A 26,274-nucleotide genomic window follows, 5' to 3' on the forward strand; every position below is an offset into this window, starting at 1 on the left:
TATGCCGAACCGCAATTTTTCTGATGCATTTGCGCAAATGCGCCCTTGCAAATTTGCGCTATTATAGTTTGCGCCGGAATGATCGAAGCGCATAATGATGCAGGCGCGACGGACGACGGCCGCATCTGGTCGTGGTTGGCTGTCGCGCTAAGAAAACGGGCGCATACACATGTCTTTTGTCGGTGAGTGGGATCAGGATAGAGCCCGCAGCCTGATCGGTTGCCTGATCAAGGAGACCGGGTTTTCAGCAAGCCAGATTGCACGCCGCTCAGGTCTTGCGCCCTCCACGCTCACCCGGATCTACCCCAACCCCACGGTCGGCTATTCGCTCTCACAACAAAGCGTGGCTAAGCTCAGGGCCACGTTTCCAGATGCATTTTCCATCTGTGAAACGGATGCGTTGCCGCTGCGATCTCCAGCATCCGACATCACGCTGAAGGACGATCCGGCCCTTCCCGTGGTTTCGAAGCAGAGCGGCATCCCAGTGTACGCGGCGAGTGTCCACTTTCCTAAGGAGAGGGGCCTAGCTTTTGCCGAGCAGCTTGAACTCTGGGAAGCCGATCTTTCTCGTCCAGTAGCCTATATGGCAGCACCTTTCGGGCTGGGCGACACTGAACGCTATTTTGTCATGTATATCCCTGGCGAAGCTATGGAACCGCGTTTCAGAGCCGGCGAGCGGGTACTACTCGACCGCGTCAAACCGGCATCGATCAATGCGGATGTACTGATCCAGCTGCGAGATGAAGCAGGGCGCTCATTGTGGACCGCCGGTCGACTGCTCGCCCGCGATCGCAACCTTATCGAGGTAAGGCAATATCGCGAACAAGCGACGGCATCGATCCCCCACGGCCAGATCAAACAAGTCTTCCCAATCATCGGCATGATCGACGACAACGTCTGACCGACTGAAAGCACCGCCCCCTATCTCGGCGCGCGGTGCATGCGCCAAATGACGCGGTCAGCGCGCCGCTACAGAATTCATCGCTTTTTCTATTCCGGCCCATTCATGGCCATGAGTGCCGACATGATTTTCCATTCCGGGCTTGGTCAGACAGCCTTTCGGACTGGTATAGCTGTGAATCGTTCTGGCAGGTTGCTCGAACCAGGATATGTTGAAAGCCCAATATTTGGGGAAGAAGTAGAGACTGGAGTAAGGCAGATGATCATGGATCCACCATGCAAGCTTCTGCCAGTCGCCCTCCTCCTGGAAGGCATCCCAAAAAGAGGGAACAACGATACAGGCCGTCGCTCCCATCATACCGTCACGCTTCCGATCCCAAATATGGCTCGCGTAGTTCCGCTCGTTGGAGGCGCAGTTATAGCCCGCTTTACCGGCATTCATCATCTCGGAGCCAAGTCCGTTGACGTCGCAGGAGCGGAATGCCGAGCGTATCGCCAGCCGACCGAAGCGGTCCTGTAGCGGCTCAAGCAGATCCTCACACAGGCGGCTACCCGCAGCGATGGCGAGATCAGGATCATCCGGTACATTTGGAAGTCCGTGAATTGCCGCGATGTCCGAGAACAAAAAGTCGCGCATGAAAAACGACTTTGACAGCCGCACCCTTCCAAATTCGCTCAGACTGGCGACGCTCACCGGCTTTTTCATAGACCCTCCATTTTTTCGCCCTTGCCAGTCAGATGCGACATTTCCGGTCACAGTAGATGGCCATCTATCGCACTGATAGCCAGCATCCGCCGCTCCTCGACAATCGCCGTATTCGCGCCAATGGCAACGCGGATGATTGAACTTTGACTTCATTCGTTGCTTGGAGCCCAAAATTCAGCGGTCCACGGAAGGCGGATAGCCATCTCAAGCTCCGCCATCATCTCTCGCACTGGCCCGCTTCGCACCTCAGCGCCGTCGATCCACCCCAAGCGATCATCCCTGGCCTGATCCAGACATGTGATCGCAAGCGACGGCGTGACGGTGATAGTATCGCTGACCACGGCCAGGTCAGCCGCGATACGGCGGCCGAGACGAGCCGGATCGAGAAGGCCGAAGCGCAAGGTTTCCTGCCAAGGATTGGGAAGGTTGGTTGCATCATCTACGCTGAACCATTGGTCAATCGACCTTTCATCCTCCATCCCTCCACGTCCATGACGGGTGAGATAGCAGCGGGTGACGTAGACCGCTTCAAGCTCCCCAAGCCCCGCCTCTGTGGCGATGGCAGTGATGTTGGCAAGACCCGTACTGGAGCGCGTGACGAATGGGAAACCAGCTGCACCCTGGTCGAGAAGTAAGCCCTGCGCTGCTTCGAAGATGATCGGCCCCACCCTGGGCAGATCGGCATCGGATTGCAGCACAACCCGTTCCGAAAAAGCCCGGCATTGCTCTACGAAGCGCTCAAGCAAAGCATCGGCCGCCGCAAATGCCAGCGGACCAGAGTTCAGGTCGATGCCGAGTTGCGCGCAGCGCACAGGCAGCCACTCATCCCGGATTGCTCGCAGCTTACCCACAAGGTCAGGCCTACAAAGATCTGCAACTGTCAGCGTGAAGGAAGGCTGCTCGGAGCGCCCTACCGTCTCTCCGAAACCAAGGCCACAGCTACCATGCCGGCGTCCGCCGCGCGCCAGTTCCACCGCCTGATTGACCATCATGTCCCACGGGGTCGTTACCCAACCGCGCGGATCCGCCGTGACCTGCGGCGCACCACCAAAACCGATCAACGTCTCCCGTTCATCGGCAAAAAGGATGGGATGCGAAACCATGAAGCGGGACAGATGCGTACGTCCCTGCCGCAGCGTCGCCGAACCAAAATGATGGAACACATGACGCCGCCCGCCCGTCACCACGGTATGGCCTGCCTGCGCGCCACCATTGCTGCGCACCACCACGACATCGGGGCCAAGGGAAGCAGCCAGCCAGTCGACCGTCCGCCCCTTGCCCTCGTCACCATAGTTCGCGCCGATCACGGCATAGGCGCGCATCTCAAATCCTCCCCAGCCCGGCCCAGGGAAGGCGCCGCAGCGGTTCGGGCAATAAGGTGGCAAGACTGCTCGCGGCTCGTGCGGGGCGACCACTCACCAGTTCAATCGTGGCAACGATCGTTTCAGCAAGCCGCGCCGGGTGCTTCAGATGGAGGACCCGTTCGGGCAGGATCGCCTCCCACGATGCCCGCACCTTCCGCATGTTGCGCGCCGCGTAGCTGCCATCGACGATGATGTGAAACACTTCATAGCCCGCGCTGGCCAGCTTCACCGCTTCGCGGCCCGACACGCCCCGGCGCGCATCGATGCCCAGCACCCGAGCCAGTTGATCACGCTCGACACCGTCCAACACGGGTTCATCGCCGACCGTGAACAGGAAGCCCTTGCGGCGGTGCTTCTCCATGGCGTCGTGCTCGGTCTTGAGGCCGGCAAAGACATGGGCGAGGCAATAGCTCTCCCCATCATTGCCGCCACCGCCGCCTTCCAGCCAGAGCTGGCGCAACTGCTCGACGATACGCAGGTCCGCCTCGAACTGCGTGACCTGCAGCGGCGCCCGGTCGCAATAGGCATCCCCGATCGCCATCGCCATGACATGGGGATCGCTGACCGGCCTGCGATCCATCAACATCGTGAATGTCTCATTGAGGCCGCGCACAACCAGCTCTTCCGCCAGCATGCCCATCGACCCGGTTACATCGACCCCGATGATGATTGGCGTGGAATCCGGATTGTCGGCGCTGTCGCGCGACTCCCGCATGCCGATCCGCGCCGGATCATAGGATGCATCCATACCCCGGGCGCCGAAAAGCTCGCTGCGGCTGCGCCCATGAACCGAGCGAGCCGCATAAGCCTCCCAATCGCGGGCGCTCCAATTTCCGTGTCCCATGGTCAATCTCCTTATCGACTCAATAAACGTCATTTTGCATTTTATTAGATAAGATGCAAGATGCAGTTTATGAGCCCGACATTCGAAAAGCCGATTCTGACCGTCGACATCGTCCCGCTGACATTGAACGAAGGCCGATTGTGCGTGCTGCGCGCCCGGCGCGGCGCCGACCCTTACGCCGAGCGCCAAGCCTTAATTGGCGGCTATGTCCATGTCGGGGAGGACAGCCATTTGGGCGATACGGCACGGCGGGTGCTGAGCGCCAAGGCTGGGCTCACCGATCTCTATGTCGAGCAACTTTCAACCTTTTCGGGCGCGGATCGCGATCCACGGGGATGGTCGGCCAGCGTCGCCTATTTTTCATTGTCTCCGCGCGAAAGGCTGGAGCCAGCTTTGAAGATTGAGGGACTGGAACTAAAGCCAGTGGGCGAGGCCGAGGGAATGCCTTTCGACCATGACCGCATCCTCGCTGCCGCGGTCGCGCGTCTGCGGGGTAAGGGCGCCTATTCCGATCTGCCTGCGCGGTTCCTAGGGCCGGCGTTCACCTTGGCGGAATTACACGGCGTCTATGAAAATGTACTGGGTGAAAAGCTCAACATTGATGCCTTCCGGCGAAAGGTGATCGAACGAGGCTTTCTGGAAGAAACCGGAGAAAAGCGCCGGGAGCCCGGTGCCAATCGCCCCTCCCTTCTGTACACGCTCAGAAAAGGCCATTCCGTCTTCGACCGTCGTGTCTGAATACCGCGCCTTGCAGCCATTAAACTGCCCGCAGGACCAGAATTTCTCAACGATCTGAGTGTCCATCGCTTCATGTCGGGTACACCAATTCGATCCAGCAGGAAAGAAATAGGCACCAGCAGCTGTCATCTCTCGATTGCGCCAACCATTTTTGTGGCCAATAGGGCGTTCAATCGCGCACAGCAGGATTCAGCGGGTGATCAGCAAGATATTCGGGTGGTTGGGTCGCAAGGTAGTGCTTTACGTCGCGGTCCTCGCTGCGATGCTCGCCTATGTAGTCTGGTCGTCCGGTGACATTCAGGCCACGTGGACGCGATCTCAAACACTCAACTTGCATCAGGCGGGTCAATTACAAGGCCTCGTCGAAGCGGACGAACGTCTCAGAGATGAGCTTGCATTGAAACTTAAGCGCGCCGGCGAAGCGGCCCAGCGGGAGAGCGTCGTCGAGTTGGAAAAGCAGATCCGAGAAACTCAGGCAGGGCTGAGGCAGTTGCAGGCTGATCGACCTAGCAGCTTGGACGCGATGCTGGCCAAAGCTACCCTGAACATCAAAGCAATACGGGCAGAACATGAGCGCATACTTCGAATTGCGTTTCTCAAGCGGAAAATCGAGGGCTTAAACAAAGCCGCTGACGCTGCCCGGAACTACGATGCCGCGCTCGAGATCTCAAGGGAGAACGCTCGTAAGGCCGAAACCAAGATCAGCCGTGAACGGGAAGTTTCGACTCAAGCTCTTGAAGACAGTTGGCGCAAGATGAACGTTGGGCAGGCGAAGTGCCGTGCAACAAAGGCTGCTGTCATAAAATTCGACGAATCGTGGGAGGCAGTTACTTTAGAACGGCTGCCCTTCCGGCATAGGCGTGCTGACCTGGTCCGAACTAAAGATGCTCAGTGTGCGGATTCTCGGAAGGCCGAAGACGCATTCCGTCAAGCGCAGAAAAACGTGAATTACTGGCGTCAAGCGCGGGCTGGCGCGGATCAATTACCAAAGCGTGTTAGCGACTGGATTGATAATGAATTGCCCGACATCACCGGTGCGCTGAAGGAACGAGTTATTGATGAGCAAAAGCGCGCGGAGGAAACAATATCCGCGTGGGCTACGTGGGCATGGACGCACTACAACGTCGGCAAGGTGGTTAAGGTTGCCCTCGCGACGCTCGGCCTCATCATCACCACTCCGTTTCTCATTCGCCTGTTTTGTTACTTCGTTCTCGCGCCCATCGCGATGCGCCGGCCCTCAATCCAGTTGCGAGTGCCCGAAGGCGGGGGTGTTGCCATCGCTCCAGCGGCGCCATCCGCAACCTCAGTCGCGGTTCGCCTCGCACCTGGCCAAGAACTGCTCGTACGGCAGGGTTATTTCCAGACGAGCAGTCTGACGACGAAGCCAAAGACGAAATGGGTTCTGAATTGGTGCAGGTTGTTCACCAGCATCGCTACCGGCCTCACCTTCCTTGTCCGCATCCGGGGCGAAGGCGAGACGACCACCATCTCCGCCATCCGTGACGGCCTCACCGAGATCACGATTCTGACCTTGCCCGAGGGCGCGGCCTGCGTGCTCCAGCCGCGCGCACTTGCCGCAGTGGCGCAGTCGATCCACCGCCCCTTGCGCATCAGCCGCCACTGGCGGCTCGGCTCGCTCAACGCCTGGCTCACGCTGCAACTGCGTTACCTAGTATTTCACGGACCAGCACAACTGGTTCTGAAGGGCGGGCGCGGCGTGCGCGTCGAGGCAGCGGAGCATGGCCGCGTTTTTGGGCAGGACCAACTGGTCGGCTTCTCTGACGACCTCGCCTATTCGGTCACCCGCACCGAGCCCTTCTGGCCCTATTTCTTCGGCCAACAACCACTGCTTAAGGACCGCGTCATGGCCGGCACGGGCGTGTTAATCATCGAGGAAGCCCCTCTCACTGCCCGCCGTGGAGAAGTACGACGCGGGCTGGAGGGAATGATAGATGCCGGTATGAAGGTGTTCGGAATGTAGCAAACAGGGCTTATTCAATCGACGCTCGTCGAAGGAAAACTTCCAGCCCTTATAGCCGCAGCGGGGGTAGCCGAGTGGCCGTGATGATATTCGGCTACCGAAATTTCCCAATGATCTGAGCGCCCATCGCTTCATACTGCGTACACCAGTTTCAATAATGGCGCTTACCGACCAGCAGTTGTCATACTTGCAAGTGACCGGTTTCGGCCTAAGCCTGTTAGGCGACATGCAAAACTGACCCCCTCCGTCGCGAAAGCTACCGCGGCGCACTTGCTCGGGGTTGGTCTGCACGCTGCGCCGCGTCGGGGCCTAAGCCCGGCAACATGACATCGATCAATTTATGTCAATTGTCCAATTTCAATTGGATTAAGCGCGTCGGAAGCCGTCCAGCCGTAGGTGACCGGTGATCGCTGATGCTGGAATGGATCATCTAGGATCAGAAGACAAGACAGCTTGGCGACGGTCAGGCCACCTATTAGGCCACCCAGCGGACATAACAGTAGAATCATATCGCACAATTCAAAGTGGCCCGTATTGATATCTCGTTCGCCTTCGAACTTGTACCGCGACCTCTATATAATCTATGACAATCAAGAAGGTACGCCGCTTCAAGGAGGTGGCTGCTCTTATTCAGGGACATCGCGCCCGACTGCTGAAGGGATGGGAATGATCGGAGGGATATTTGGTTTTCAGGCGCTGATCATTCTGACTATTTTGGTGACGCGCCTGATTGCCAAGGGCAAGCTGCTTTTGCTGTGCGGAGCATGGACGGTTTTCACGCTGGTGATGGTCTTTGCGACGCCGCTGATCCTGCTCCAGTTGCTGGTGATATGGGGGACATACAGCTTGGTCGCGCCCAAGGAGAGCGGTGTGGTGCAACCGCCTGATACTGCCCCGACACGACGCGTGCCTTCGCCGTCTTCTCCGCCATTCCTGCCAGGACCGACGTCCAAAGCCACTCCTGCCGAGCCAACGAAGACAGTCTCCGCTCCGCATCGGACGGAGAAGGTGGAAGCGGCCGCAAGGGCGTGCGAGGAAGATAGCAACCGCCTGGTTCAGGCTGTCAAACCAGGACGGGCTGTCCAACAGACCGTTGATGCTGTGGAGCGGGAAGGCTTCAGGGACTTCGCCGAGGGTCAAGCCGAAGCGGTGAACATCCGACAGGCGGTTGCCCCGCCGGCCTCAGACCGGCCAGCTGGCAGCGCACAGCCTCCCGAAACTAGGATGGGTAAGGCCCTGCGTCTGTTGAAGGAAAAGGGCGAACTAGCTCCCGATCCGAAGCTGGAAGCCTATTTCCGGGAGCGACTTCTCCAAACACGGGTAAGCCAACGTTCTCTGCCCTTTCTGGTGCATTTCACGCGGGTCGAAAATCTGCCATCAATCATGTGCCATGGCCTCCGATCGATATCCGCCATGCAGTCGGAGAAAATTGCTTTCCGCTGGAATGATGAGCAACGGCTCGACGGCCATGAGGATGCGGTGTCCCTGTCCATCGCTCATCCTAATGATAAGCTATTCTATCGCTGGCGCATGTCCAATCCGCAGCAAGGCTGGGCCGTTCTGTTGCTTGATCCCTCAGTCCTCTGGACATGCGCCAGCGCTTTCTGCGCGCACAATGCGGCGGATCGGAGGATCAGCCGGCAGGAACGTACCGCCCTTAGCAGCGTCGCTGCGTTTGACGCCATGTTCGCCGATCAAGATGGACAAACCTCACGGTCCACCCAAAATTTACGGTTATGCGATCCGACGGATGTCCAAGCGGAGATATTGGTTTTCGATCCCATTCCTGCCGCGCTTGTCAGCAGCGCCATATTCAGTGACCATACCAACCTGACACAATGGCGAGACCTTTTTCCGGGGCGAGACCTTCAGCTTCATGCAGATCGCACCGGATTGTTCGGGCTGCGCAGCGCGGCGCGTGCGAAGGGAAAAGGCTGAACCATGGCATATCGTCCAATATTTGTACCGATGGAAGCGGGACCGGTGCTCGTGCGCACTGATATGCTGTCCTTCACTTGGCATGCCGGCCTTTCGGTGTCGCAAAAGCAGAAATCCATCGCATCCCTGCATGAAGCGGCGCGGACCTCGCTCGGATGCTCTTCCCTGCTGGAAGTGTCGAGCAAGTCCGTCGATCCGGTGGGTATCGCGCTCAGCGCCTTCAACCTTAGCATGTATCATCCGGCCATCGACAGCACAGTTAGCGTCGAATGCGCGTTTCAGGCAGGCAAGGTCTTCCGCGATGGAGGCCCTTACCTCGACCTGCTGCATATGTCGTCGCGCGATGCGAAGCGCGATCCCCGGATCAGAGGCGACAGCCCTCTTGTTGCCTTTCGGTACTGCCAAATGGATTGGCCCCTAGAGCCGCAAACGGCTTTCTATGATTGGCTCTATATCAATGCGCTGCGCGAAAAACCGGCACTGTCTCAGCAGGTCATGGGCTATTCCGCCTTCACGGACATCGAATTTAATCCGCAGCAATCAATCAACTGCCAGGCCTATTCAGTCGCGCTCTTCGCGGCGCTGACCAAACGTGGCATGATAGCCGATGTGGCATCGCAGGACGCTTTTCTGAACTGTCTGCGGGGCAGTCGAATTAGCAATGCGCGACAGGATGAGGCGCGGCAAGGCTCTCTGTTTTAACTGAAAGAAAAACGAATGCGCGCGTTACGAGGATCGAAATCTCAGCATCTCGGTGGTAAGATCAAGGCGCACACCAACGGGTCAACGATCTTAAAGCCTCCCATCGCAATTGCAATATTGCACATGTAAATGCGGATGTAGCGACGGTTCGTCACGCGCTGACGATCCGGCCCCTTCAAGGCAGTTGCCTCGCTGGCATTGTCTTTTCGACATCATCGGCCGTAAGGTCCGCTTAGCATAGCCCCCGATCTTAAGGCTGATCTTCGTAAGGCTCTATCGGACAAGCCGTGGACGGCGAAGACGCAGTTCGCTTGTTCTGCCCTGAGCGACGAGCGAGCACGGAAACTCCACATCGGTTGTGCCGCTGAATGCCCGCTTCTGTATGCGGTGATCCAGACGTCGAGCGGCTGATGTTGGCGCACTGTGACCCGGCCGATGGTCCGCGCAAAAAAATTGGCTAAATCTGGAACAGGCGCAGGTCCCAAGGTACCGGACTCGCCATGTCGTGAGTGATCTTGCCCGCGTCGGGGTGACGCAGATTTATGAGAAAGTTGCGCTCGATTCGACCGCCGGGAATTGATGGGACGATGAGTATGCACGAGCGACATTCGAGACACCATGTGGCACCGAAGGTCTTCGAAATCGAATCGTCGATCCCGTCCCAGCCCGGATGGGAAGTCTGCGGGAATTCTTCGTAGCTGACGCCCGGCGGAATCGTGATGCGGATGTAGTGCTGGTTCCCGGGAAGCACCCCGTTGAAGTGGGCGAGTTTCTCGATCAGCGCGGTCGCATAATGCTCAGAGGTGTAGAGCATTGGGCTGCTCGGGGTGTTCCAGCGTCCCGGGAAAAGGCGGGCTCCCTCGTCATCATAGATTGGATGCTTTCCTGCAGGGTCACCGATCCGGTAGCTGTAGAGAACCCTGTCAACGATCCCCGGCTTCAAGCGCCGCCGCCATAGGCCGCTCGGCCGAGCAGATTGATAACAAGATCGGCACCAATTCCCGTGTCGGTAGCCACGTCAATCGGCTTCTGGTTCTCAAGCATTGGGTGCGAACGGTAGAGAAACTCGCGCGCCTTGATCTCGTCGTGATAGATCTCCATCGCAAATTCCCAGACCTTGGCGACGGCCGCGACACGATTGCCTTCGTCAACGGTGAGCTTTGGCTCGCTGGCGCCTTTGCGCCGCGTCAGCGTTGCACGGGGCACGAAGCGATACGGGAAGCTAGCGTCGTCCGGCGCGATAGCCTTCGACAACCGCTCTAGCGAGGAGAGCGGGAGTCCAGCCTTGATGCGGTTCGCGATCGCCAGCGGCGATCGCGGGCCTGTCTTTAGCCCGAGCGAGTCAGCGAGGCCGCATGCTTCCGCGATCATCATTATTCTCCTTCGTTCATATGAGCCATATATATGGCTCATATGGTCAAAAGACAAGATCGAACCGGTCGGACTATGGAGCTTGCTCCTCCCTGCAACCCGAGACAGCCTCAGCTAAACGCAGCCGTGCGTTCAACCCGCTAGAAAGCAAATTGATGCAGAGCCATCTTTGTCCGGTTCCAAGTAACCGCGGCACTTGAATGGCCCTTGGCGCGATGCCGAACGGCTGCTGGTCGATGCGACTGGCGGCAAGCTTGGTGGGTACAGGGATCCTAGTGTGCCGCCCACGTGATCGCCATCGCAGATAGCCTCGGGTAATCACATACTCTCAGAAGGCGTTTGCCGCACGAGGTATATCCCCCGCTTCGGCCAGCGCCCACTGCACCGCCTGCTCCATCTCGGCGATCTCGGCATCGGTCAGTTCGTCGAACTGAGCGCGCTTGCTATTGGAAAGACGTCCGCCGTTCTGAAGCATCAGGCGGATCAGCAACGCGGCGCGGCGGTCCGGCATATCGACGATTGCGCGCACCCCTTCCATTGCGCAGCCAAACATCGCCAGGAAGCTTAGTTCTTCGCGCAGCTCCGTACGGACGGTATCGACCACGCGGTCATAGAGATATTCGGCGACAGCGGTGGCGTCAAAGAAGCGATAGAACAGCGCGCTGTCGCTGCCGACCACGATCTCGCGCTCGCTGGTCCAGCCCCATTCGATCGCGCTTAACAGGGGTCTTGAGAAGCTCTCCAGCACCGCGTCATAGCTGCGTTGATCGCGGACGATGGCGGCCGACACAGGGAAGATCATGCTGTCAGGGCTGAAACCGGTCTTGCTCAGCACATGATGAACGATGAAGCGATGGATGCGACCGTTGCCGTCCTCGAACGGGTGAATGAAGACAAAGGCGAAGGCCGCGACTGCCGCTGCCACGACAGGCTCGATGTCGTCAGCGAGCATCCGCGCCGTCAGCGCCATCCAGCCCGTCATCAGCGAGGGAACGTCTTCAGGTCGGGGGCAGATGAAATGCACCTCCTCGCCGAGATCAACGGTCGTCTCGCCGACGAAGTTCTGGAAGCTGCGCCAGTCGGTCGCGGCATAGCGGCGATCGACGATAGCATTTTGCAGCTGAACGAGCGCGTCCTTGTCGCCCGTGTCGAAGCTGGCGGCGGCGCGCAGCGCCGCGGCGAATCGCTCGGTCCGATCCGGGCTGGGCACCTCCCCCTCGATCGCGAAGGACGCGCGCGTCTCCTTGGTGAAGAGGTGCCACACCGCGCGAGCGAGCAGGGCCGGGTCATAACGTTCGATGATCGCACGTGCTTCGGCATCGATGTGGAAGCCGATCTGCCCTTCCAGCTTCGCCGTGCGCCGCACCGTGGGGCACAGGTCCAGCGTGCCGAGCAGATTATCGATAACGCGGTGCCGCGACGAGTTCCGCCTCGCCCCGGCGACATGCTTCTGCGGATCGAGCGCCTCGACATAATTGCCGGCCGCGGCATCGGGCACGTCGAGGCGTTCGCCGGTCAGATACTCATAGAAAAACCAGGCGCGCCGCGCGTAGCTGCCGCTCGGCTCAGTGCGGACCCATGCCGCGATGACCTCGGCGTCGATGGCAACGAAGGTTGCAGCCAGCACGGCCAGATCCAGGGGTTCATAGCGTAGGGCAAAGCGCAGATTGGCGATGATGTCGTCACCGGTCGCATAGGAGCACGGGTAGAACTCGACAGTGCGACCAGCGATCACGTCGGTGCGCCGCGCACCCGAGACGAGATAGCTTTCGGTATAGGGTGGCGGACTCTGCGGCGCAAACTTCGCCCGCAGCCAGATGTGCCCTAGCTTCGGCCGATTGTCACCTATGTCATCGTTCATGTGAAAACACTTAGCGTGTCGATTTTAGCCTTCGAATCAGCGAGGATCATCGATCGTTCCGCATCGTGTCAAGATCTCCTTCCCAGGCGAGCTTGCCGCGAGCGCTACAACGCTTGGCCTGCGAATGGAGCGAGAGGAGCAACCTTAACCCCGCTTCCACCACCTCGCGCTTCGTCTTAAAGCCAATAGTACGGAGCACCTTGATCATAAGATCATCGTCGATCACGATGTTGGTTCGCACGATATATTTCTTTCCTGGTTCATCCCATTACGCTCATGAATCTGCGGATCAGTTAGATCCTCATGCTTGCTCCCCTCCCGAACCCTATGGGCATCTGAACGAACATTGCCGCTAGGCGAGACTGCGAAAAGTGATCGACCAACGCGTCCCTTCCATTTCCGCAATGCTGTGCTTTCATGCATGTCGTGCCTGGCCACTCAGGTGATAAATCGAGCGCGGCGCCAGTGGCGCGTTCCGTCGCTCAAACCTCCTTCCTATCCGCCTCCGAAACCGCATCGCGGCAGGTTCGCCCAGCGATATCCCGATGACATGTTCGAAAACAGGACGATCGCGATGCCATCCGATGCCGGCGCCTGGATCATAGCGGATCAACAAAGCCTGGACGAGATCCTCAGCCCGAAGACCAGCAAAGGACGCCGCCCTTGCCTTCAAGGGCAGCAGCCAATCAGGCATCGGCTCGGTCGGCGCAAACGTACTTGTCTGGAAATCATAGCTCCAGCCGTAGCTCCGGGTCAGACGCTTGCCCGTCCACTGCTGGAAGCGAAAGGGCGTAAGATCCGTGGCATCGATCCGGGCGATCAACGCCCTCTCCTCTTCCGCTGTGATGAACTCATGCTCCTGCCGCAGCCCCGGCAGAAGCGGCTGTCCGAACAGATCGGCCTGACTGGCGGACGGATGCGCGAACATATTCACCGCCCGCTTCTACTCAAAACGCCAGGCTGGTCTGCACCGGCTTGGTCAGGATCTCCTTCACCAACAACAGATGCGCAGGCGGGGTGACCAGCAGATCCGTTTCGGGCACCTGGCAATCCAGCCACTGCATGACCTGCCGGCGCTGGATGATTGCGCCATGGCGCTCCTGATAGCGCATCATCTCTGGGTTAGCGTCAACGGTGATGATCCGGTAGCTGACCGGCCAGTCGCCCATGGCGGGCTCCCAAATGGCAGCGAGATAGAAGAAATTGCCGTCTTCCATCGTTACCCGGAATTTCTTCTCGCCATTGCGGATGTGAAATTCCGAAGCCGGCACCAGGCAGCGATTGCTCGGAAATGATCGCCCTTCCGATCGGATGAACTCATAGCGCACGCCATCGCTAAAGCGCGGGTCTGAACCCCAGGCTGCCTCGATCATCTCGATCTCTTCTACGTCATCCGGGTTACGCCGGATGATCGCACGGCGACTTCCGAGCGCGTCGGGGTCGAACGGCGTTGCTTTCGAGTCCATTGATGTGAACATATAGGGAACAATCAGCAGGATCAAGCCCTCCGGCGAAGGGAGTCGATGGCACAGCCGGTAGAGTGACCGGCTGCGAGGTTAGGGGCTGATCAACGATCCCCGCCTAGCGTATTCCGCCAATATGGCTGCGTTTTTGGCAACCCTTCGCAGCAGCTTTGGCAGGAAACGGCGATGACCCATCCCACCCAAAGATCAGATATTACTCGGATCAGATATTACTTAGGCGTCCATCATCATCGATGAGCGTGAGTTTCAACGGGGCTCGATCACTCCACTTCCAGAGCACGAGATTGATATCCTCACAGCTCGCGCCGCGGGCAAAGCTGCGAACGAGCAAGCCGTTGAAGCCCTCGGAGATGAGGCTTTCAGCGAAGATCTGGGTATGCGCGTTCCCGGCCTTCTTCATCTGATCGCGCCAGGCCGGCTCGCCTAAGCTGGTTGGGGTCATCCCGTACTTTCCGAGTTCAGCAGCATCACGACCGTCGAAGACATTCGCGATATCTGCATCGTAGGAGACGATCGTCGTCGGTTGGAGATCTCCGACCTGGTTTGCCTCTCTAATTGCCGTCTGCAATGAGGTTGCGACGTAGAGAGCGGCCGTTCCTTTGGGATTGAAACGGCCGCCATATAGGGCAGCACCCCGGCCTGAAAGTGGCTCGCGCGCATAGATTGGGTTCAGCGCCCGGTAGAGTTTGCCCTGGTAGCGCATGAACGCAGTCAGGCGTAAACGCCTGCGTCGACAGCGTCGATATATTCCAGCACCTCGCTCGCCCTGCCATCCTGCACGAGCTGCATGGCGGTCTGGCCGGAGAATCCCGGCAGTGGCTCCGACCTGTACCAGGCATAGGCGATGAGAGGGGACCCAAAGCGCGGGCTGGTTTTGGTAATCACCTCGACCATCTCCCTTAGGCGGCGCTGAGTTTTATCAGAACGCAAGCGCTCTTTGCGCTGTACAGCATCACGACCCAAGCCGGCCGAGCGGGCAACCTCCTCGCTGGTCGTGCGGAATGCTGCCGCGATCTTACTTGGAGCAAAAAGTCCGTGATCGGCATACTCTAGCAGGCCCATAACACTTCCTGACACAGTAATCTTGACGCAATATAGCGTCAGAAAATGCGACATACAAGGTGCAGTGGCTTTGAGATCGACTGCACAAGGACGAAGCCACTCCCGAGGCGAACCGGTCGGACTAGTCCTGCGTTGATGTACCAGCGTACGCCAAACCTCCAATCAATCCGTTTTGCCGGATGACCGGGAGCAAGCGCGACCAAGAAGGAGGAGCGATGTGCAACGATTATAGGCTGGAGGTCGACATCGCCTCAATCGCCGAGGATTTTGAAGATCTCAAAATCAAGATCAAGATGCCCGAGGGCAAGCCTAACGTGCCCGCGCGTGAGGACATCAAGATGACCGACATGGCGCCGATCGTTCGATCGGTGGAGGGCGAGCGGAGCACAGGGGAGTTGGTCAATCGGCGATGGAGCTGGCCAGGCACGAAGGGCAAACCCGTCTATAATTTCCGTTCCGAGGGGCGCGAGTTCACCTCTCACCGCTGCCTCATCCTGGCCGACGGCTTCTACGAATTTACAGATCCCGCCGATCCCAAGCAGAAGCGGCTAGACAAATGGCTGTTCACCATGGCCGATCACCGCTGGTTCTGCATTGCGGGGATCTGGCGGGAGAGCCCGCTGGGCGAAGCCTTCACCATGCTCACCATGGACGCAGGACCGGATGTGGCGCCTTACCATCATAGGCAGATCATCCCCCTCACCCGCGATCAGTGGGTCGACTGGCTTGATCCGACCGTGCCCGCTGGGCAAGTATTGCGCTGGCTGCCGCAAGGAACCTTGCCCGTTTCCCACGTCTACGGCACCCCGCCAGCGCAAGGAGCGCTGCTCTGATGACCACAGATGCCACACTGGCGCGCTTCGTCGAGGCGCAGGAAAATAGCTATACCACCGCATTGGCCGAGATCCGGGCTGGAGCAAAGCGCTCGCATTGGATGTGGTACATCTTCCCGCAGCTGCGCGGCCTGGGACAAAGTCCAACCGCCCATTATTACGGCATCGCTTCGATCGACGAAGCCCGCGCCTATCTCGATCACGACCTGCTCGGCGCGCGCTATCGTGAATGTGCCGAAGCCCTTCAGCAGCTTGGTACCAATGACCCAGTCGCCGTGTTCGGCGGTACCGACGCCATGAAGCTGCGCTCATCGCTGACCCTGTTCGAGGCGGCGCAGCCATGCCCCTTGTTCGCAGGCGCGCTGGACCGCTGGTTCGGCGGAGAGCGCGACCCAGTGACCCTGCACATGCTCGTGGACTGATCCACCTAGATACAGGCGGATGGCAAAATCGAGATTCATCCCGCTTGACGAATCTCGCTCCCCATCAGAACATAAAGGGAACATCTGAGTCGTTATGTCCCCATGGTTTGCCCCGCTTCCACATCTAACCGGCCCCCCGCCGCCCCTCTTGCTGCCCTACTGGCGGAACTCACGCAGGCGCGCGCCGCGCGGGGGCCTGCCCTGCCTTTTGGCATCGACGCGATCGACCGGCGCCTAGCCGATCATGGGTTGGACGGCGCCGCCTTGCACGAGATTGCCGCCGCGTCTGCGACGCTCAGCGATGACGCTGCCGCGACGCTGTTCGCGGCCGGCATCGCCGCCCGTTTTGCAACTCAGCCCGGCTTCACGGTCTTCTGGGCGCTCACCAGGTTCGATCTCTATGCGCCCGGGCTTGAGCAGGTAGGGCTAGGCCCGGATAAGGTTCTCTATGCGCAGGGCACGAGCGACAGCGCCGTCCTCGCCATGACCGAGGACGCCCTGCGCGACGGCTCGCTCGCCTGCGTGATCGCTGAGGTAAAGTCGGCCGACCAGACCGCGACCCGGCGGCTGCAGCTCGCGGCCTCTGACGGCAAGACGCCAATGCTGCTCTACCGCCGCCATCGTGTCAGTGATCGCTGCCCCTTGAGCGGCCTCTCCTCCGCCATGACCCGTTGGCGGATCGGCTGCGTGCCTTCGGCGCGTCTTCCCCATCCCGGGGTCGGACGCGCGCGCTGGTCAGTCAAGCTCGTCCGTCAGCGAAACGGCAATCCCTTCTCCCTCGAACTGGACGCGTGCGATGATCAGGGTCGCCTCGCTCTACCTGCCCCAGCTCCCGATAGAGCGTCTGCGGCGGCTGGAGCGGCCAGCCAGGCGGCCTGAGCCCGCTGGCCTGTCGATCCGCCCCCCTTTGGCCGAGCCGATCGACGACAATCCAGGAGCCTGTTCGGTGCCGCGCGGCGGTGGCTGGCGGCCCGGCGCGCGCTGGGCGCGGGATGGTGCCTCGCGCCCCAGCCAGAGCGAGATTGACGCCCTGCCCGCGCACCAGAGGCCGACCATGCGCGAAATGGGCCGCCGCAGCGAGTCGGCGGAGCATCCTTTCAAAGCCATACCGGCTGATGAGGGGGGCGCCAGCATCCAGCCTGCTCCCGCTCCCACATGGAAGACGCTGTGGGGGCAGCCCATGATCCTTATCACCCGGACAGGGCAGCGTGAGATGGTGACCGCCGCCTGCCCGGTGGCTCTTGAGCTTGGCCTGCGTCCCGGCATGGCGGCTGCCCACGCTCGCGCGCTGGTGACCGACCTCGATGTGCGCGATGCCGATCCCGATGCCGACCGCGCCTGGCTAGATCGGCTGGCGCTCCACGCGGTCGGTCATTGGACGCCGACAGCCTGCCCGTCAAGCAACGACGGAATGTGGCTGGATCTCACCGGCACCACCCACCTCTTCGGAGGCGAGGCGCGCTTCTGCCGACGGCTGCTACGTTTTCTGGAGCGGCTGGGCTTTACCGGCAGCATCGCCATTGCCGGCACGCCGGGCGCCGCCCATGCCCTAGCGCGCTATAGCGGGGAGGCCATTACCCTGTTGCCACCCGGCACCGAAACCAAGGCGATCGCCGATCTGCCACTCACGGCTCTGCGGCTCGAACCCCAGGCGCTGCTATCGGCCGCGCGCTTCGGCCTTGAGAGGATCGCGGATCTCTATCCCATGCCCCGAGCCCCTCTGGCCCGTCGGCTGGGCTTGGCGACCGTCCGTCGACTGGACCAGGCGCGTGGACTGGTCGCCGAGCCGATCGCTCCGGTCGTGCCCTTCGAGGCACCACGGGCGGAGCGGCGGCTGCTCGAACCCATCGGCACCGCCGAGGCCATCACGCAGGTCATCGGTGATCTGGTCGACGATCTGGTGGTCCTGCTGCAGGAGCGCGGCATGGGCCTGCGCGCAGCCCATCTCACCTGCGTGATTGTCGATGGTACCGAGCAGCATGTCGCGATTGGCACCGCCCGCGCCACACGCGATGCCCGGCATTTAAAGCGCATGCTCGGCATGCGGATCGAGCGAATCGACCCTGGGCCTGGTATCGAGGCGATGATGCTCGTCGCGCCGCGGGTTGAGGAACTTCGGGCACAGACGCTGGAGGCGGGCCTTGGCACAAGTGACCGCCCACCCGACATCGCCCCGCTCATCGATCAGCTCGCCGGTCGCATCGAGCCGGACGCGCCGTTTCGCCTTTCCTCCCACGAGAGTGATGTGCCCGAGCGGGCAGTCCGGCGGGTCGAGGCTCTGGCAAAGCCCTTGGGCTGGCCGACATGGAAGCGACCCGTGCGGATGCTCAGAAGGCCCGAGCTTCTCTCCCATGTCGTGGCGCTGCTCCCCGATCACCCGCCCCGCCGCTTCACCTGGCGCGGCTCCGACTATCGCGTGGTCGCAGGCGATGGCCCGGAGCGCATCCATGGAGAGTGGTGGCGCAAGCCCCAAGAGATGTGGGCGGTTCGGGACTATTTCCGGGTGGAGGCGACAGGCGGCGAGCGCTTCTGGATCTTCCGCCGTGGCGATGGCGTCGATGCGCCGACCGGGGATTTGAGCTGGTACATGCACGGGCTGTTCGGCTGATGGCCCGTTATGTCGAGCTGCAGGTGACGAGCCACTTCTCCTTCCTGCGCGGCGCATCTTCGCCCGAGCAGCTCTTCTCCGCCGCCGCCTTGCTCGGCCACAGGGCGCTGGGGTTTGCCGACTGCGGCAGTGTCGCGGGCGTGGTGCGTGGCTGGGACGCGCAGAAGGCAACTGGGGTCCGGATGATCCCTGGCGCTCGCGTCGATCTGACCGATGGTCGGGCCCTGCTGCTCTATCCGACAGATCGCTCAGCGTGGAGCAGGCTGACGCGCCTGCTTTCCGTCGGCAAAGCGCGTGGCGGTAAGGGCTGCTGCCTGCTCGACTGGGCCGATGTCGCTAACCATGCCGAGGGTATGATCGCCATCCTGGTGCCGGACCTGCCTGACAGCGCGACGCTTGCCAGCCTTTTGGATCTACGGAACGTCTTCGGCCGCGGCGCCTATATGGCGCTGTCGCTGCGCCGGCGCCCGGATGACCTCGCTCGTATCCACGCACTTAATGCCATGGCGCGGCAGGCCGGGGTGCGCAGCGTCGCCACGGGCGACATACTCTATCACACCCCCGAAGCCCGGCCGCTCCAGGATGTCATGACCGCGATCCGCGAGAAGACCACCATCGATGGCCTCGGCTTCAGGCGCGAACGCTATATGGACCGCAACCTCAAATCGCCTCAGGAAATGGAGCGGCGCTTCGCAGCCTTTCCTGACGCGATCCAAGCCAGCGACGACATCGCCGCTGAGTGCCGATTCGATCTTGGCGAGATCCAGTATCAATATCCCTATGAGCAGGTGATGGAGGGGCGCACCGCGCAGCAGGCCTTGGCGGCGCTCACCGATGCAGCGGCCAAGCGGATGTTTCCGGGCGGCCTGCCCAAAGCTTATCGCGACCAGATTGAACATGAGCTGCGCCTGATCGGCCAGCTTGGCTATGCGCCCTATTTCCTGACCGTCAATGCGATCGTGGCGGAGAGCCGGCGGCGCGGCATTCTGTGTCAGGGGCGCGGGTCAGCGGCGAACAGCTGCGTCTGCTTCATGCTCGGCATCACCTCAATCGATCCGATCCAGCATGAGCTGCTGTTCGAGCGCTTCGTCTCAGGCGAGCGCAAGGAGCCGCCCGACATCGACGTCGACTTCGAGCATGAGCGGCGCGAGGAGATTATTCAGTGGATCTATGAGACCTATGGCCGCACGCGCTCGGCGCTGACCGCCGTGGTTACCCGCTACCGCACGCGCGGCGCGGTGGCTGAGGTCGGCAAGGCGCTGGGCCTCCCGCGCGATTTGACCAAGATGTTGACCGGTCTGGTCTGGGGCTGGTCGATGGACGGGATCACCGACGAGCAGATCGAGAGCCTCAATCTCAATGCCGACGATCACCGGCTCAAGTTGACGCTCGAGCTCTCCCGCCAGCTCATCGGGACGCCCCGGCATCTGTCCCAGCATCCGGGCGGGTTCGTGCTGACCCAAGACCGGCTCGACGATCTGGTGCCGATCGAGCCCGCACGCATGGAGGACCGACAGATCATCGAGTGGGACAAGGATGATATCGATGCTCTGAAGTTCATGAAGGTCGATGTGCTGGGCCTCGGCATGCTCGGCTGCATGAACCGTGCCTTCAACCTGCTGGAGGAGCATAAGGGGATCAAGGTCGGCATGGCCGATCTCCAGCATGATGATCCTGCCGTCTATGCCATGATCCAACGTGCGGACACACTCGGCGTATTCCAGATTGAAAGTCGGGCGCAGATGTCGATGCTGCCGCGGATCAAGCCGAAGGAGTTTTACGATCTCGTCATCGAAGTGGCGATCGTCCGGCCGGGTCCGATCCAAGGCGACATGGTCCATCCCTATCTCCGCCGTCGGGAGGGGAAGGAGCAGCCGGAATATCCCAAGGAAGAGCTCAAGGCCGTGCTCAAGAAGACCCTGGGCGTACCGCTGTTCCAGGAGCAGGCGATGAAGGTGGCGATCGTCGGCGCCGGGTTCACGCCGGCCGAGGCGGACCAGCTGCGCCGCGCCATGGCGACATTCAAGCTGACGGGCGGGGTCAGCCATTTCTACGACAAGCTGGTGAACGGCATGGTGTCGCGCGGTTATCCGAAGGATTTTGCTGAGCGCACATTCAAGCAGATCGAGGGCTTTGGCAGCTATGGCTTTCCCGAGAGCCATGCAGCAAGCTTCGCCAAGATCGCTTATGCCTCCTGCTGGATGAAGCATCATCATCCCGACGTCTTCTGCGCGGCGCTCTTGAATGCCCAGCCCATGGGTTTCTACGCCCCAGCGCAAATCGTGCGAGACGCGCGGCAACATGGCGTCGAGGCGCGGCCCGTGTCGATCAACCACAGCCATTGGGACTGCACGCTCGAGCCGGCGCGAGGCCGCTACAAAGCGGTACGGCTGGGTTTCCGGCAAGTGCGTGGCCTTGCCAATATCCATGGCGCGGCGATTGTCGGCGCCCGCGGACCAGCGCCTTTCGAGAGTGTCGAGGAGGTCTGGCGCCGCGCGGGCGTGCCGCGCGCCGCAATCGAGCGGCTGGCGGAAGCTGACGCTTTTTCCTGCATCGCACACGATCGACGGCAGGGCCTCTGGAAGGTCAAGGGCTTGGGTGAAGCGCCGCTGCCGCTCTTTGCCGCCGCAGATCAGCGCGAGGGGAAGTTCTCCCCCGAAGGTCTGGAGGCGCCCGTCACGCTGCAGCCGATGACGCAAGGGCGCGAGGTGGTGGAGGATTATCGCGCACTCCAGCTGTCGCTGCGCGATCATCCGCTGAGCTTCCTTCGGCCGCAGCTCGACCAGATGCAGGTCGTGCGCTGCGCCGACCTTCGCTCCATCCGCGACGGGCGCAATGTCGAGGTAGCGGGTGTCATTCTCGTGCGGCAGCGGCCCGGGTCGGCAAAAGGAGTATTGTTTGTCACCATCGAGGACGAGACCGGCGTTGCCAACGGCATTCTCTGGCCGGACAGATTCGAGATCTATCGACGGCAGGTGATGTCCGCCTCCATGATCGGCATGCGGGGGCGGCTGCAGAAAGAAGGCGAGGTTATCCATATCATCTGCGATCGAATAACCGATCATGATGAGATGCTGCGATCAATCGGACGATCTGAGTTTAAGGTCACCCCGGGTCGAGGGGATGGCGCAAGCCATGGCGGCGGCCCTGATCCGCGCGACCCCGGCTTGCGCCATGGCCGCATACCCGCGTCACCTCCCTTTCATGTTAAGGAAAATCGAGACGAAAATATGGTGCCGATCCGCAGCCACGATTTTCACTGACTTGCAGATTATTGACCCTGACGGGTCATCGGGCATGCCTCTCATTATGACCATAACTGGCCGCAATTCGACACGGCGGGTAATTTCGCGCGTTACCCTCACTGCAGGCATTTTCAGTCTTGTCGACAACGCATGAGGAGGTAATGCGTGCGCAGACGCCTTTTGTGCGCTGGGGGCACTTCATGAATCTCGACCTTCTCGCTCACCACCACGCGGTGGCTGAATGGCGCGACCGCGCCATCCTGGAAGCTGCTCGAATGCTCAACCAGGCTGGTACTACCTGCCTCGCTGCCTTTGATGGCGAGATTTCGGAGGCCAGCATAGTGGAGAGTGCTTGGGATCCCGCGAGCTTCGCGAACCTGCGTATCGATCGCGCCATGCTCGCTTGTCTTCGTGTGGACTTACCCGCCCTGCTCACCCGCGCGGCACAAGAGTTAGCTCGTATCGTTCCCGCGCAAACAGATTTCGTCGAAGGTGCAAGGGAAGCGGCCGACAAGTTGGCCTGGCCAGAAGTTCAAGAGGAGGCTGGGACAACCGAATCATTGCCCGAGGAAGAATCGCCCGCCGCCGCGTCCACTTCTCGCGTCAGCAGGATTGGCCGCCTGGCCCAGACCTTATCCACCGCTCGGTTCATTGCTGCGGACACTGTCGTGCACCTATCCGGGACGGCCAGTCGCAGCTTCAAGGATCGCTCCGGCCTCGACGACCGCCTACGCAGTGCCGCCCGCAGGCGGATAACCGAAGGTTGGATGGCCCTCATCAGCGAGCCACAATCCATTATGGCGCAAGTTATCGAGATCATTGATGATAGGGCCAACTTAGCTAGGAGTGCTGCGTGACTAGCTTGATTGATCCCATAGTTCTGCGTGCCATTCCCGAAGCTGCGCGAATTGGGCTGGATAATAAGACGCTACACCTGTTCGGCTCGGTGATCCGTCGTTCCAATGGAACGATAGCTTATCACCTACAAGAGGCCGCGCCTTTGGCGCAAGCGTTTGGCAGCGCAAATCCGATGGGAATGGCCTTGCAAGGTGTCAGCGCTGCCAGCAGCGTCGCCAATAACGTGCAGACCGAGATAGTACGACAAGGGGTGGCGAGGGTACAACACGGCATCAAGCTGCTGCAACAAATGGGCCTTGCCAATCTGGCGCTCGGGGGTGTCGGACTGGGTGTTTCAGTGGCTGGCTTTGCTATCATGAACCATAAATTGGACGACATCGCCAGCCGGCTCGGCGGAATTCAGGATGGCCTTTCGCAGATCAGCGCTAAGCTGGACGTGATGCGCGCTGAGCAAGACCGCGCTATAATTTCCCGAATGCGCGGACTTACAAACCTCTTTGAGGAAAGCTGGGAACTCACCGACTTGTCCCGAGCCGAAAGCAGTTGGACGCGCATTTATCAGGACGGGGCCGATCTGGAGGAACACATCCTCGCAAAAGCGAAGATCGACGTGGCCAACATCATGGCCTTCCCAGAGTCAGAAGCGCATTTAGATGCCTTCGCCCTAGTCAGCGGACTTCGGATCGCCGCTCAGCTTGCAGCTGGCGAAGTGGAGAGTGCCCGCGCTCTCGAGCGTCGCTCCATAGCCGACTTGATGCGATTGACTGGTAAAATCGGCGTTGCTGACCTGCTTTTGCCCACTCTCACCGAGGTGCAACCCGGCTCTTTAGAGTGGGATCTCACGCGTATTTCGCGCGCGGAAGAACTACGTCCCACCATCGACCGCCTGCGTCAGCGCGAGAGCCTAATGGCCACTCGCACGACCTTCCTCCCCCTCTTAAAACGCCAGGGTGCCTCTCCGCGCGAATGGCTACAGATGGCTCGTAACGAGCAACAAGCGCCTGTCTTGGTGCTGGCAGAAGCTGAGGAAAGGGGATAGACGGCGGTCCGGAATGGGCGCGGCACAGCCTGGCCGCTGATGAATGTCGCGTTCTTCCTATCCGAATCGGTAGGATTCTGAGCAGTTTCACGTTGCGACCCGAAGGCTTGGCTTATCCAAGTTCTTCTACTGGGGCCGGCTCAGCCGGCCCCACTTTTCCAGATCAAGCAGCTTCCCATACCCGGTTTAAAATCTGAGCGGCCATCGCCGCTTTGTCCTGTGGAAGGAACCGCCCATAGTGCTTGGCTACCATCTCCGGCGTGTCCTGGATGGCATAGCTTGCCTGTTCATAGGAGCCGGTGTGCTTGAGGATGTGCGTGGCCAGGACGTCCCGTACATTGTGCGGCCCATGCGGCAGCAATCCCTTGATCGCACCTCTCCCGGTATAAGGATTGAAGACACCATAGCGCTGGATCACGAGCCTCCATGCCTCATAAAATGTGTTCTGGTTATATGACGCGTCCCGGCTGTTCCGCTTGACCGTTTTGACGAAAAAAGTTCCAGGGTCTTCCGCGCCGTTCAGCAAGGCGAGACGATGCCGCTCGATGTAGGCGCTGATATGGTCATAGAGGCCGCCGAGATCGGGCAGGACCAACCGGAAGGGCTTGCCGGCGAAGAAGGATGAATGGGCGTTCTTGAACGCGACGGCTGGCACAAAAACTTCCCAGCCATGGTCGCGCTCACTCCAGCGAATTTCGCCGCGCTTCTGTGCCTCAAGCTGCCGTTCTGAACGCGGTAGATGCCCGCGCGGGCAGACCATAAGTTGCCGTAAATTCTTCTGTCGCAATCCAAGATGTAGGCCCAGGCGAATGAGAAGGTAGGAGCGAGCCACTTCCGCGGCTGCACGAGGAAACCGCCGCGCGTCTGGGCGAAGCTTCAAAATTTCATCGGCAATCTTCAGATACTCCGCCACCGGACTGGACGCCTCCAGGATCGGCAGTATCGGCTCAAACGGATCACGGTGAATCCGCGCTACCCGTTCGATTTCCTTCACACGTGCTCCAGCATGGGCGTGAAGGAAATCGCAAGCGCCCTGCCAATCGCCACGCACAGCTTCGACTTCCTCAGCCGATATAAGGCCTTCGACGGGGACAAGACGGGAAGCAAGTTCTGGATGCTGACGCAGCCAGCCAGTCTCGGAACGGACCAACGCCATGGCATTGCGCAGCATGTCGCATTCCCAGCGAGTGAAGAAGCCGCGCCGCCGCTCACGCCACTGCACATACCAGTCCCAAACACGCGGAAAGATGAACATGGCGAACGACATGTCCTTGAGCGGCACACCATGTCCATGAACGGCCCCTCTGGGCGAGGCCGCCAGGGCACCAAACATGAGGCCAAAATGCTCGATCTTCTGGGCCGTCGTTTCCTCGTTCCAGACGCCGATGCGTTGGAAGCCGATATCCGTGAGCGTTGTGGTCTTGAAACGCACAAGCTCGGTCAGTTCCGACACCAGACGAGGCGGCGCATCCACCACGCCGATATGATCAGCCTGGTCATCGAGATCGTCGGTCTCATCGCTCGCAACCGACGCTGTCATCTGCTTGCCTGTCAGAGAAGGAAACCGGATCGCATAGCGCAGCTTCATCGCCTGAGCCTGAAAGCGGCGATATTCGGTGGCGCCGGAGATCACGACGTTCTGCACCCAATCCAGGATCTCCTTCTGCTCCTTGAGCGACCTTGAGTTAAAATCATCGGGCAGGTGCCAAGCCAGCCGCCGCTGCTCAGCTCTCGGCAGCCCCTTCACCAACAGACCCGAAGCCGCACGCGCGGGGTTCGGCAGCTTCGATTTGAAGTAACCCAGGGGCAAATCGTACCGCCGCTCAATTCGCGTTAGCAGCTCAAGGCTGGTCGTGCTTTGCGGGGTGCGGCGTCCCTCGACCCAAGATTGCAGGGTCGCCCGATCAAATTTCTCCCCGGGCCGAACAATAGAGCGGTGGAGTTGATAATAGCTCTCGGAAAAGCGCCCCAGATGGAGGACGAGCGCTTCGCGAAAAGAGGGGGGATCCACCCAATCTGTGAACATTGGAACCGGGCGTTCCACGATCGGCAAAGGCTTGCGCCCCCGCTTCGATGAGACAGATTGATCCCCGTCGCCGTTACTCCGGCGTGTTGTTCTTAGCATCGTCGAGATTTCCAAATTTGATGGTCATTATCCAGCTTGGGCTGGCGACGCCTGCGATGCAGGCGCAGAGGCATGACGGCAAAGCTTTGCCTTCAACGTACCCCGAATTGATGAAGGCAAATTCCGCGACCGTGGTCGATCACGCTCTGACAGACTTCAGTACGTTCAATCTACGCTGGAACTTACCTCGAGG

24 protein-coding genes are annotated in these 26,274 nt (G+C 60.2%); 12 read left to right on the forward strand and 12 right to left on the reverse strand.

The window, feature by feature from the left end:
- The first annotated feature begins 169 nt into the window (after positions 1 to 169).
- Positions 170 to 901 (forward strand): hypothetical protein, encoded by a 732-nt coding sequence (locus EWH10_RS07240; protein ID WP_130029875.1) that lies wholly within the window; start codon positions 170 to 172, stop codon positions 899 to 901.
- Positions 902 to 958: 57 nt separating this feature from the next.
- Here EWH10_RS07240 and EWH10_RS07245 read toward each other — a convergent pair whose 3' ends face one another.
- From EWH10_RS07245 to EWH10_RS07255, 3 genes are all read right to left on the reverse strand, one after another.
- Positions 959 to 1,606, reverse strand: coding sequence for a hypothetical protein (locus EWH10_RS07245; RefSeq protein WP_130029876.1), 648 nt, complete (start codon positions 1,604 to 1,606; stop codon positions 959 to 961).
- 149 nt (positions 1,607 to 1,755) lie between these two features.
- Positions 1,756 to 2,928: an adenylosuccinate synthetase gene (locus tag EWH10_RS07250; protein WP_130029877.1), complete on the reverse strand. Its 1,173-nt coding sequence runs from the start codon at positions 2,926 to 2,928 to the stop codon at positions 1,756 to 1,758.
- Position 2,929: 1 nt separating this feature from the next.
- Positions 2,930 to 3,814 carry a hypothetical protein gene (locus tag EWH10_RS07255; protein WP_130029878.1) on the reverse strand — a complete coding sequence of 295 codons (885 nt, stop codon included), beginning with the start codon at positions 3,812 to 3,814 and terminating at the stop codon, positions 2,930 to 2,932.
- Between the two features lie 69 nt (positions 3,815 to 3,883).
- Here EWH10_RS07255 and EWH10_RS07260 point away from each other — a divergent pair, with 69 nt between their 5' ends.
- The 4 genes from EWH10_RS07260 to EWH10_RS07275 all read left to right on the forward strand — a co-directional run bounded on the left by EWH10_RS07260 (position 3,884) and on the right by EWH10_RS07275 (position 9,173).
- On the forward strand, positions 3,884 to 4,552 hold the full coding sequence (locus EWH10_RS07260; protein WP_130029879.1) for an NUDIX hydrolase: 669 nt from the start codon (positions 3,884 to 3,886) through the stop codon (positions 4,550 to 4,552).
- A gap of 196 nt (positions 4,553 to 4,748) precedes the next feature.
- Positions 4,749 to 6,533: an AIM24 family protein gene (locus EWH10_RS07265; protein ID WP_130029880.1), complete on the forward strand. Its 1,785-nt coding sequence runs from the start codon at positions 4,749 to 4,751 to the stop codon at positions 6,531 to 6,533.
- A gap of 666 nt (positions 6,534 to 7,199) precedes the next feature.
- Positions 7,200 to 8,471 (forward strand): DarT ssDNA thymidine ADP-ribosyltransferase family protein, encoded by a 1,272-nt coding sequence (locus tag EWH10_RS07270; protein ID WP_165363335.1) that lies wholly within the window; start codon positions 7,200 to 7,202, stop codon positions 8,469 to 8,471.
- A gap of 3 nt (positions 8,472 to 8,474) precedes the next feature.
- Complete coding sequence (locus EWH10_RS07275) at positions 8,475 to 9,173, forward strand: DarT1-associated NADAR antitoxin family protein (protein ID WP_130029882.1); 699 nt, start codon at positions 8,475 to 8,477, stop codon at positions 9,171 to 9,173.
- A gap of 457 nt (positions 9,174 to 9,630) precedes the next feature.
- On the opposite strand, the gene EWH10_RS07280 is transcribed toward EWH10_RS07275, so the two are convergent.
- The 8 genes from EWH10_RS07280 to EWH10_RS07315 form a co-directional block, all read right to left on the reverse strand.
- The gene (locus EWH10_RS07280) at positions 9,631 to 10,116 is read right to left on the reverse strand and encodes an RES family NAD+ phosphorylase (RefSeq protein ID WP_065847315.1); all 486 of its coding nucleotides are present in this window, start codon (positions 10,114 to 10,116) and stop codon (positions 9,631 to 9,633) included.
- A complete protein-coding gene (locus EWH10_RS07285; protein WP_130029883.1) occupies positions 10,113 to 10,547 on the reverse strand; it encodes an antitoxin Xre/MbcA/ParS toxin-binding domain-containing protein in 435 nt (144 codons plus the stop codon). The genes EWH10_RS07280 and EWH10_RS07285 overlap by 4 nt, the downstream gene beginning before the upstream one ends.
- A gap of 325 nt (positions 10,548 to 10,872) precedes the next feature.
- Entirely contained in the window at positions 10,873 to 12,405 is a 1,533-nt protein-coding gene (locus EWH10_RS07290) for a Fic family protein (RefSeq protein ID WP_130029884.1), read from the reverse strand.
- A gap of 46 nt (positions 12,406 to 12,451) precedes the next feature.
- On the reverse strand, positions 12,452 to 12,646 hold the full coding sequence (locus EWH10_RS07295) for a type II toxin-antitoxin system VapB family antitoxin (protein WP_130029885.1): 195 nt from the start codon (positions 12,644 to 12,646) through the stop codon (positions 12,452 to 12,454).
- Between the two features lie 174 nt (positions 12,647 to 12,820).
- On the reverse strand, positions 12,821 to 13,333 hold the full coding sequence (locus tag EWH10_RS07300; protein WP_308507641.1) for an alpha-ketoglutarate-dependent dioxygenase AlkB: 513 nt from the start codon (positions 13,331 to 13,333) through the stop codon (positions 12,821 to 12,823).
- Positions 13,334 to 13,352: 19 nt separating this feature from the next.
- Positions 13,353 to 13,907: an SOS response-associated peptidase family protein gene (locus EWH10_RS07305; RefSeq protein ID WP_229742495.1), complete on the reverse strand. Its 555-nt coding sequence runs from the start codon at positions 13,905 to 13,907 to the stop codon at positions 13,353 to 13,355.
- 184 nt (positions 13,908 to 14,091) lie between these two features.
- Entirely contained in the window at positions 14,092 to 14,592 is a 501-nt protein-coding gene (locus EWH10_RS07310) for an RES family NAD+ phosphorylase (protein WP_130029886.1), read from the reverse strand.
- Between the two features lie 8 nt (positions 14,593 to 14,600).
- Positions 14,601 to 14,951, reverse strand: coding sequence for an MbcA/ParS/Xre antitoxin family protein (locus EWH10_RS07315; RefSeq protein WP_130029887.1), 351 nt, complete (start codon positions 14,949 to 14,951; stop codon positions 14,601 to 14,603).
- Between the two features lie 179 nt (positions 14,952 to 15,130).
- On the opposite strand from EWH10_RS07315, the gene EWH10_RS07320 reads away from it, so the two are divergent.
- The 7 genes from EWH10_RS07320 (at position 15,131) to EWH10_RS07350 (ending at position 23,956) form a co-directional block, all read left to right on the forward strand.
- On the forward strand, positions 15,131 to 15,784 hold the full coding sequence (locus EWH10_RS07320; RefSeq protein ID WP_229742496.1) for an SOS response-associated peptidase: 654 nt from the start codon (positions 15,131 to 15,133) through the stop codon (positions 15,782 to 15,784).
- Positions 15,784 to 16,206 carry a DUF1810 domain-containing protein gene (locus EWH10_RS07325; protein WP_130029888.1) on the forward strand — a complete coding sequence of 141 codons (423 nt, stop codon included), beginning with the start codon at positions 15,784 to 15,786 and terminating at the stop codon, positions 16,204 to 16,206. The genes EWH10_RS07320 and EWH10_RS07325 overlap by 1 nt, the downstream gene beginning before the upstream one ends.
- A gap of 264 nt (positions 16,207 to 16,470) precedes the next feature.
- The gene (locus tag EWH10_RS07330) at positions 16,471 to 17,085 is read left to right on the forward strand and encodes an ImuA family protein (protein WP_340640824.1); all 615 of its coding nucleotides are present in this window, start codon (positions 16,471 to 16,473) and stop codon (positions 17,083 to 17,085) included.
- Positions 17,003 to 18,814 carry a DUF6504 family protein gene (locus EWH10_RS07335; protein ID WP_130029890.1) on the forward strand — a complete coding sequence of 604 codons (1,812 nt, stop codon included), beginning with the start codon at positions 17,003 to 17,005 and terminating at the stop codon, positions 18,812 to 18,814. Before EWH10_RS07330 ends, EWH10_RS07335 begins: the two co-directional genes overlap by 83 nt.
- Positions 18,814 to 22,077 (forward strand): error-prone DNA polymerase, encoded by a 3,264-nt coding sequence (locus EWH10_RS07340; protein ID WP_130029891.1) that lies wholly within the window; start codon positions 18,814 to 18,816, stop codon positions 22,075 to 22,077. The genes EWH10_RS07335 and EWH10_RS07340 overlap by 1 nt, the downstream gene beginning before the upstream one ends.
- Before the next feature lie 182 nt (positions 22,078 to 22,259).
- Positions 22,260 to 22,916: a hypothetical protein gene (locus EWH10_RS07345; protein WP_130029892.1), complete on the forward strand. Its 657-nt coding sequence runs from the start codon at positions 22,260 to 22,262 to the stop codon at positions 22,914 to 22,916.
- Complete coding sequence (locus EWH10_RS07350; protein ID WP_130029893.1) at positions 22,913 to 23,956, forward strand: hypothetical protein; 1,044 nt, start codon at positions 22,913 to 22,915, stop codon at positions 23,954 to 23,956. The genes EWH10_RS07345 and EWH10_RS07350 overlap by 4 nt, the downstream gene beginning before the upstream one ends.
- A 163-nt stretch (positions 23,957 to 24,119) precedes the next feature.
- On the opposite strand, the gene EWH10_RS07355 is transcribed toward EWH10_RS07350, so the two are convergent.
- Entirely contained in the window at positions 24,120 to 26,000 is a 1,881-nt protein-coding gene (locus EWH10_RS07355; protein WP_229742514.1) for a hypothetical protein, read from the reverse strand.
- Between the last annotated feature and the right edge of the window lie 274 nt (positions 26,001 to 26,274).

The organism is Sphingobium fuliginis (assembly GCF_004152845.1).
Lineage (GTDB): Bacteria > Pseudomonadota > Alphaproteobacteria > Sphingomonadales > Sphingomonadaceae > Sphingobium > Sphingobium fuliginis.